Genomic DNA, 8,564 nt, shown 5'->3' with positions numbered 1-8,564 from the left:
GTGATAAAGCTTGGCTTGCACGCTGGTGCGCGCCGACGCGCTCCGATAGGGGACATAGCCCATCCCCGTATTGACCTCGGCGCTGTCGCCGCGATATTGCTGCGGTTCCATGTACCCAGCCACCGTTTGAAGATAGCGCGAGGTGCTTGCATTTACGAAGAACGATGCATAGCCAAGCGGCATGTTCCAGTTCACCGAGCCCGAGCGCGAGGCTTTTTGATGGTCGGTGAAGTCAGCATTCGTGCTGCCAGAGAGCGTAAGTTGATCGTAGAGATGCAGCGGTGAATCGAACGTGAATGTACCGTTCAGTTCATAGCGTCCGGTGGAGTCGATCCCATAGTTGTCTGCTCCGATGGTGGCATGCCAGTGTTTGCTCGTCAGCGGATCGGCGGCGGGTTTGACAAGTAGAACCGACTCGCCCAGCGTATTGCCCGGCTGGATATCGAAGGCGGTGTCGGCCTGGCCGCTTAGACGACGGATCGATTCAAGCGCCTGATCGACGTCGCGCTGGTTGTAGATCGCCCCCGGATACATCGGCAGTACCATGCGCGACCAGCCGATCTCGTGGCCTGCTCCGGCAACCTGCACCGCGCTCACGCGTCCAGCGATTACTTCCATGACGCCAGGCTCTGCTCGGGAATCAATACCCGCGACGTGATATAGCCGCGCTCGATCAATGCGTTATTGACGGCTTCCTGGATGATTTGAACCGCGCGCTTGCCTACACAAGCACCGATCACTGGCCGCAACTGCGCATCGAGCCAGCTAAAGGGGTTATGCAGCAAATGCAGTGCATGCACCGGAAAACACGGCGTTTCAGCAGGTAACGAAGTGAGGTCAATCGCACGAACGGGAGGGGCTTCAGTTAGCACACTCGGACGCTCGTTGGCGCGCTCCTCGGTTTGTTGACGCTGTTCGTCCTGACGGCGTTGTGCGTCGATACCCGGTGGTGGCATTTGAGCGAAGCCAGAGCCTGTTGCGCTTAGAAATGCCAATCCCGCAGCGACGGCAAAGAGTGAGCGGCGAACCCCGCGAGTAGGAGTCATGTGTTCAGAGGTCTGTATTACTCCTATAGCGAAGCAACGGCACCAAGCCAGTTTTGCAACAAAGAGGAATGTTGTTTAAGGAGGCGCAATGTTAATGTCCGGCATCACCTGAAAACATTAAGACGTTTCCTAAAATGTTGAAGTGGCTGTGCTACTTGATATAACCCATGCCCTTATATAGAAGTCGGGCATCGTCTTCGAGAAGGTCAACCCGGTGGCGCGCACCGGTTATGTTACGCAACGCCCAAACGTTGGGCGCCTGCTCAAGCAGATGTCCTTTAGCGTGGATCTCGCGAACGGCGTTATCGCCGAAGTTCTCGACAAGAAGACAAACGTCGATGCTGCCGCGGCCGAAGCGTTAAAGCGTAACTCCGAACTCGTCAAGCGTTGGCTAGAAGGTGTAACGACCGCGACCGGCGCTAACGGTCTTGAAGCAGTGCAAGCTGCACTCGCTACCGAATAACGACGCTTGGTCGCAGGCGGACAGATAAGCGTCGCAAAACGTCGAACCTCGTTAAATATGAACCCGTACTTTTATATACGCGGGATGCGTATCCGCCGCTGTCCACGGCGCGCACTCGATTGAGATGCTTCAGGTCCAAAGTTGCACCGGTCGTCCGCACTATAAAAACGGGTTCAGGAGAATCAACGATGAAGAAGGGTAATGCCGTAAAGCTGGCAGGCCTAGTATTGAGCGCAAGCGCCGTATCCGCACCCGCCCTGGTCCATGCGCAAAGCAGCGTGACGCTGTACGGCGTGATCGATGGCGGTATCACCTACGTCAACAACGCGGGCGGTTCGCATCTGTTCGAGTTTGACGACGGCATCTCGTACGCCAACCGGTTCGGATTCAAGGGTACGGAAGATCTGGGCGGGGGACTGTCGGCTGTCTTCGTGCTCGAAAACGGCTTCCACCTCGGCTCCGGCAAGTTTGCACAGGGGGGAGCCGAGTTCGGCCGTCAGGCGTATGTCGGCTTGCAGAACCCGTGGGGCACGGTGTCGCTCGGCAACCAGCTCGACATGACCAACGAGTTTGTGGAAGGCTACAACATCTCGTCATTCGGCAGCGGCTACGCGATCCACCAGGGCGACTTCGACCGCATGAACGGCGACCGCTTGCCGAACGCGGTCAAGTACATGTCACCGGATATCAAGGGCTTGACCTTCGGCGGCATGTATTCGTTCGGCAACGTGGCGGGCGACTTCCACCAGAACAGCGCCTATAGCGTGGGCGCGCACTATGCAAATGGCAATTTCACGGTGGGCACGGCGTACACGCGCCTGAACAACCCGAACGGCATCTACGCATTTGACCCCTATGCAATGATCGGTACGAAGACATTCCTCGGCCAGACCGTTGCAACGGTCAATCCCGCGACGGGTGCGGTGACCGACCTCTATGCCAATACCCCGTTCAACGTGGACAGCCAGCGCGCGTTCGCCATAGGCACGTCGTACACGATCGGCGACCTGTTCCTGGCGGGCAACTACACCTACACGAATATCCGGGGCTACGGGCAATCGGCGCATATGCAAGTGGGTGAAGGTGGCGCGTCGTATAACTTCACGCCGGCGCTCGCGTTGTATGGCGGCTACCAGTTCACGTCCTTTGAAGGTAACAAGTGGAACCAGGGCTCGCTTGGGCTTCACTATCTCCTGTCCAAGCGCACCGATGTCTACGTGTCGGGCGACTACCTGCGCGCATCGAATGGCGTGAATGCGGTGATCGGTTATAGCTTCACGCCGTCCCTGTCGAGCACGCAAAGCGATGTTCGCATCGGCATGCGGCATTCGTTCTAAGCGTGATCAGTGTGTCGCGACGGCTTCCTGAACGGGTGCCGTCGCGCGTGGTGAATGTCGATCCTGTCGCGGGCTTGCGCCAAAGCGTACGCGATAGGTCCGCGAAAAATGCGACGGCGATTCGAAGCCGCAAGCCACACATATCGTGGTGATGGACATATCGGTTTGTTGCAGCAACTCACGCGCGCGGACAAGGCGCAGCCCGAGATAGAAATGCGTCGGCGTGTCCTTGAGCGCGGAACTAAAGAGGCGTTCCAGTTGACGCCGCGTCACCCCGATTTCTTCCGCGAGTGCATCCGGCGCAAGCGGCTCCTCCATGTTCTGTTCCATGAGTCCGATCACCTGGATCAGCTTGCGGTTATGGATCCCGTAGCGAGCGGCGATCTGCATGCGCTGATGATCCGAGCGTTGTCGAATGCGGCTCAGCACAAACTGCTCGGACACCTGCGCCGCGAGTTCGGGGCCGTGCCTGCGGGCGATCAGGTCGAGCATCAAGTCGATGGACGCCGTGCCGCCCGCGCACGTGATGCGCCGCGCGTCGATTTCGAACAGCTCCTGGCTGACTTCAAGCGACGGATAGCGCTCCTGGAATGCTGACGACGCTTCCCAGTGCAGCGTCACGCGCTCGTGCCGCAGGAGGCCCGCCTCGGCCAGCACGAAGCTTCCCGTATCGATGCCCCCGAGCGTCGCGCCCGCGCGATCCAGTCGCCGCAGCCAGTCGCCGATTTCGCGGGTATAGCAGCTCAACGGATTGAAGCCGGCCACGACGATGACATTGTCGGCGGACTGCACGTCGGCGAGCGCGCTTTCGGCATTGAGCGAAATGCCGTTGCTGGCGCAGACCGGGCCGCCATCGACACTCAGGATATGCCATCGGTACAGCGCGCCGCGAAAGCGATTGGCCACCCGCAGCGGTTCGATTGCCGACATAAAGCCGATCGACGAGAACTCGGGCAGCAGCAGGAAATAGAAGTCTTCGGTGGCGGGCATGGCGGGCGAGGGCGGTCAAACGGACGCTTAACTTACCAAGCTGCAAAGGACCGGGCAATAGGGCGTGTCCCGTGTGCCGCGCGGGGTAAGCGTCATCGCAGACAACGTCGCAGGCAGGCAAGTCGCGGTCGCAAGGGGTCGCCTTCGTAAGATTATGCGGCGGTACTTTTAGGCACGGTCGGTTGTATCCGAACGCGTTCATCCCACAAGAGATTATCGGAACAGGAAGCCATGACATCACCTTCGGCATCGAAAAAGCTGTTCGCATGCTTGGCGTTAGCGCTCACTTCATTCGGCGCGGCTGCGCAGAGCAAGGAAGACGCGACCTGCCGCACAGTACGTTTCGTCGATATCGGCTGGACCGACATCACATCGACCACGGCGCTGGCATCGGTGGTATTCGAAGGGTTGGGTTACGACCCGAAGACCACGGTCGCCTCGGTGCCGATCTCGCTGGCGGGTCTCAAGACCAAGCAGATCGACGTATCGCTCGGTTACTGGTGGCCGGTACAGGAACCGTCGGTAAAGCCGTTCCTGGATGCCAAGACCATTGAAAAGCTGGATCCGCCGAACCTGTCCGGCGCCAAGGCCACGCTCGCCGTGCCGAGTTACGAATACGACGCCGGGCTGAAGACATTCGCCGACATCGCGAAGCACAAGGACGAACTCGACGGCAAGATCTACGGCATTGAGCCGGGCAGCAGTGCCAACGCCAAGATCCAGAAAATGATCGACACCAACCAGTTCGGGCTCGGTGGATTCAAGCTGATTCAATCGAGCGAGGCGGGCATGCTGATCACGGTCGACCGCGCGATTCGCGACAAGAAATGGGTTGTATTCCTGGGTTGGGAACCGCATCCGATGAACATCCAGATGAAGATGAGCTACTTGTCGGGCGGCGACGAAGTGTTCGGTCCGAACTATGGCGAAGCTCGCGTGTACACGCTGACGAACCCGGACTTCATGGCGAGATGTCCGAACGCGGCCAAGCTCGTGTCGAACCTGCGATTCAGTACGCAACTGGAGAACAACTTGATGGTCCCGGTGATGGCGAAGGTACGTCCCGCCGACGCTGCGAAGGCTTATCTGAAAAGCAATCCGCAAGTGCTTGATGCATGGCTTGCGGGCGTGAAGACGGCCGATGGCAAGGATGGCTTGCCGGCGGTAAAGCAATACCTTGGCCTTTGAGAAAGGACGAATCGATATGAACTACGAAGTAATCGTGACTTGCGCGGTAACGGGTGCGGGCGACACCACTGGCAAACACCCGGCTATTCCCGTGACGCCCAGGCAGATCGCGCAAGCGGCGATCGAAGCGGCGCGAGCGGGTGCGACGGTAGCGCACTGCCATGTGCGCGATCCGCTGACCGGGCGTGGCAGCCGCGACCCGGCGCTGTACAGGGAGGTAGTGGACCGGATTCGATCATCGGACGTGGACGTCATTATCAACTTGACGGCCGGGATGGGCGGCGACCTGGAGATTGGCGCGGGCGAATCGCCCATGCAATTCGGCGCGGGCACCGACCTGGTGGGCGGCTTGACGCGGCTCGCGCATGTGGAGGAATTGTTGCCGGAGATCTGCACGCTGGATTGCGGCACATTGAACTTTGGCGATGGCGACACGATTTACGTATCGACGCCGGCGCAACTGCGTGCGGGCGCTAAGCGAATTCAGGAACTGGGTGTGAAGCCTGAGCTGGAAATTTTCGATACGGGTCATCTCTGGTTTGCGAAGCAGATGCAAAAGGAGGGACTTCTGGACGATGAGCCGCTGTTCCAGCTTTGCATGGGCATTCCATGGGGCGCACCGCCGGACGTGGGCACATTCAAGTCGATGGTGGACAACATGCCGCCGGGTGCGCAGTGGGCGGGATTTGGAATTGGCAGGATGCAGATGCCGATGGTGGCTCAGGCAATGCTGCTGGGCGGTCACGTGCGCGTGGGACTGGAGGACAACCTGTATCTGGATAGAGGCGTTCACGCCAGCAATGGCACGCTGGTGCAGCGGGCGGTGGAAATAATCGAACGGATGGGTGGCCGAGTGCTCACGCCAGCAGAGGGTAGAAAGAAACTCAAATTGCCGCCGCGCGGCGAGCGCTTGCTGGACCGCCGCAAGATAGAACAATTCGCGTAAAGGTTCACAGGCCGCCCGACACCAAATAGTTAAATTAGTAAGGAATCCATGAAATGACGATAAAGACATTTGCCGCACTGGGCGTGGGCGTAATAGGAAGCGGTTGGGTATCGCGCGCACTGGCGCATGGTCTGGATGTGATCGCGTGGGACCCCGCACAAGGGGCAGAGAAGCAACTGCGCGCGAACGTAGCCAACGCATGGCCTGCGCTGGAACGCGTAGGCCTGAAAGCCGGCGCATCGCAGGATCGCCTGCGCTTCGTGGCAACCATAGAGGAAGCGGTAGCAGACGCAGACTTCGTGCAGGAGAGCGCGCCGGAACGCGAAGACCTGAAGCTATCCCTGCACGAAAAGGTATCGCGTGCGACAAAACCGGAAACTATCATCGCGTCGTCGACATCGGGCTTGCTTCCTAGCGACTTCTACGCGAACGCAAAAAACCCGTCGCGATGCATCGTGGGGCACCCGTTCAACCCGGTGTATTTACTGCCGCTCGTCGAGGTGCTGGGAGGAGAAAAGACCTCGGACGAAACACTCAAGCGTGCCACGCGGTTCTACGAATCAATAGGCATGCGTCCGCTGAGAGTCCGGAAGGAGGTGCCGGGATTCATCGCGGACCGTCTGCTGGAGGCCCTTTGGAGAGAAGCCTTGCACCTGGTGAACGACGGCGTGGCGACCACCGGCGAAATCGACGATGCGATTCGTTTCGGCGCGGGAATCCGCTGGTCGTTCATGGGTACGTTCCTGACGTACACGCTCGCGGGCGGCGACGCCGGCATGCGCCATTTCATGCAGCAATTCGGCCCGGCGCTAGAGTTGCCGTGGACCAAACTGGTCGCTCCCGAACTGACCGATGAACTGATCGATCGTGTCGTGGAAGGCACCACGAACCAGCAAGGAGAGCGTACGATCAAGCAACTCGAACGTTACCGCGACGACTGCATCACGAGCGTCCTGACGGCGGTAGCGCAAGCCAAGGCACGCCATGGAATCACGGATTGAGATGAACGAAAAAACCATTTACACGGACACGGTGAAGCCCGAGTGGACCGACTACAACGGCCATCTCCGTGACGCGTTCTACATGCTCATCTACAGCCTGGCGACGGACGCGTTCATGGACCGCATAGGTCTTGACGACACCGCTCGCCGCGCGCGGAACCGATCGATCTTCACGCTCGAAGCCCACATCAACTTCCTGCACGAGATCAAGGAAGGCGCGAAGGCGCGCGTAGACGCCTGGGTGCTTGGCGCGGACGCCAAGCGCATTCATCTATACATGGAAATGTTCGAGGGAGATAACCTGCAACCGATCTCGGCATGCGAGCAAATGCTGCTTCACGTCGATACCGGGAGTTCGCCGAAATCGGCGCCGTTCGATCCTGACGTCGCAAATCGCATCAACGCGATGCAGGATCAACGGCAACAACCCCGTTATGCGGGCCGTGTGATCGCGTTGCCGTCGGCATCGCGCGAATCGGGCGCGGTCCGGCCCGCCTGAGGACGCCACGTTCTCAACAACAGCGCATTGGTGATCACGCTGACGCTTGAGAACGCCATCGCGGCGCCAGCAAGCATTGGGTTAAGCCAACCCAATGCTGCCAGCGGAATGCCAATCACGTTGAACACGAACGCCCACGCGAGGTTCTGCTGGATCTTGCGATAGGTGCGCCGTGCGATATCGATGGCGTCGGCTACCAGCGCCGGGTCGCCGCGCATCAGCGTGATGCCGGCGGCTTCAATGGCGACATCCGTTCCGGTCGCCATCGCGATCCCGATATCGGCGGCGGCGAGCGCGGGCGCGTCGTTGATGCCGTCGCCGGCCATGGCAACCGCACCGTCTGTCGATGCCTTCAGGGCGGCGATCAGGCGGGCTTTATCGGCCGGCAGCATGGAGGCGTGGACGTGGTCGGCGGCGATGCCGAGCGAGGTGGCCACACGCTGCGCGCTGCCGGGGTTATCGCCGGTTAGCAAGACACTTTCAATACCCATAGCCCTTAGCCGCACGATCGCCGCGCGTGCGCCGGGTTTCAACGCGTCGCCGAAAGCGAGGAGAGCGATGACTTGCGGCGCGCGGTCGTTGGTGAGATCGACCAGCCACGAAACCGTGTTGCCGAGCCGCTGGAATTCCTGGGCTTTATCAAGCAGTCTCGCCGATGCAACCGCGTGCAGTTCGTCGAGCCAGCGTGCACTCGCTATGGCCAGCTTGCGAGACCCCACGCGTGCCTCGACGCCGCGCCCGGCGAGCGCTTTCGAATCCGACGTGTCGTTCAAAAGTGGTTCAGCGGCTTCATTGACCGCGGCCGCATAAGCGGCAACCACAGCCCGCGCCAAGGGATGATCGCTGAGCCGCTGCACTGAAGCCGCCAGTCCCAGTGCCTCACTGCGATCGATCCCGTCCGCGACCTCAAACGCGATCATCGATGGCCGGCCAACCGTCAGCGTGCCGGTTTTATCGAAGGCGACGATCTTGATTTTGTACGCGAGTTCGAGCGCGAGCGGGTCCTTGATCAGCACGCCGTGCCGCGCCGCGATACCGGTTCCGGCCATGATCGCGGCGGGCGTCGCGAGGCCGAGCGCGCACGGACAGGCGAT

General features: G+C 60.1%; 10 protein-coding genes. 6 read left to right on the top strand and 4 right to left on the bottom strand.

Annotation, left to right across the window (positions count from 1 at the left end):
* Positions 1 to 618 (bottom strand): ShlB/FhaC/HecB family hemolysin secretion/activation protein (locus tag WCA53_RS31165; RefSeq protein ID WP_423920634.1); only part of this gene is annotated, 618 nt, incomplete at its 3' end.
* Positions 609 to 1,046, bottom strand: coding sequence for a POTRA domain-containing protein (locus tag WCA53_RS31160; RefSeq protein ID WP_423920631.1), 438 nt, complete (start codon positions 1,044 to 1,046; stop codon positions 609 to 611). The genes WCA53_RS31165 and WCA53_RS31160, both read right to left, overlap by 10 nt.
* 190 nt (positions 1,047 to 1,236) lie before the next feature.
* Here WCA53_RS31160 and WCA53_RS31155 point away from each other — a divergent pair, with 190 nt between their 5' ends.
* Entirely contained in the window at positions 1,237 to 1,509 is a 273-nt protein-coding gene (locus tag WCA53_RS31155) for a glycine betaine ABC transporter substrate-binding protein (protein WP_423920639.1), read from the top strand.
* A 188-nt stretch (positions 1,510 to 1,697) separates the two neighbouring features.
* A complete protein-coding gene (locus tag WCA53_RS31150; RefSeq protein ID WP_423920628.1) occupies positions 1,698 to 2,846 on the top strand; it encodes a porin in 1,149 nt (382 codons plus the stop codon).
* A 6-nt stretch (positions 2,847 to 2,852) separates the two neighbouring features.
* On the opposite strand, the gene WCA53_RS31145 is transcribed toward WCA53_RS31150, so the two are convergent.
* Positions 2,853 to 3,836, bottom strand: a complete 984-nt coding sequence (locus tag WCA53_RS31145; protein ID WP_423920625.1) for a GlxA family transcriptional regulator — start codon at positions 3,834 to 3,836, stop codon at positions 2,853 to 2,855.
* Between the two features lie 231 nt (positions 3,837 to 4,067).
* On the opposite strand from WCA53_RS31145, the gene WCA53_RS31140 reads away from it, so the two are divergent.
* The 4 genes from WCA53_RS31140 to WCA53_RS31125 are packed head-to-tail and all read left to right on the top strand — an operon-like array spanning position 4,068 to position 7,470.
* Positions 4,068 to 5,024: a choline ABC transporter substrate-binding protein gene (locus WCA53_RS31140; protein ID WP_423920622.1), complete on the top strand. Its 957-nt coding sequence runs from the start codon at positions 4,068 to 4,070 to the stop codon at positions 5,022 to 5,024.
* 16 nt (positions 5,025 to 5,040) lie between these two features.
* Positions 5,041 to 5,970, top strand: a complete 930-nt coding sequence (locus WCA53_RS31135; RefSeq protein ID WP_423920617.1) for a 3-keto-5-aminohexanoate cleavage protein — start codon at positions 5,041 to 5,043, stop codon at positions 5,968 to 5,970.
* 53 nt (positions 5,971 to 6,023) lie between these two features.
* Positions 6,024 to 6,971, top strand: coding sequence for an L-carnitine dehydrogenase (locus tag WCA53_RS31130; RefSeq protein WP_423920612.1), 948 nt, complete (start codon positions 6,024 to 6,026; stop codon positions 6,969 to 6,971).
* A 1-nt stretch (position 6,972) separates the two neighbouring features.
* The gene (locus WCA53_RS31125) at positions 6,973 to 7,470 is read left to right on the top strand and encodes a thioesterase family protein (protein ID WP_423920609.1); all 498 of its coding nucleotides are present in this window, start codon (positions 6,973 to 6,975) and stop codon (positions 7,468 to 7,470) included.
* Here WCA53_RS31125 and WCA53_RS31120 read toward each other — a convergent pair.
* On the bottom strand, positions 7,404 to 8,564 hold a 1,161-nt coding region (locus WCA53_RS31120; RefSeq protein ID WP_423920606.1), incomplete at its 5' end, for a heavy metal translocating P-type ATPase. The two genes, WCA53_RS31125 and WCA53_RS31120, sit on opposite strands and share 67 nt — an antisense overlap.

This window comes from Caballeronia sp. (genome assembly GCF_049581465.1).
GTDB lineage: Bacteria > Pseudomonadota > Gammaproteobacteria > Burkholderiales > Burkholderiaceae > Caballeronia.
Note: the sequence above shows the minus strand (reverse complement) of the source record. Positions and strands in the feature narration are given on the sequence as shown.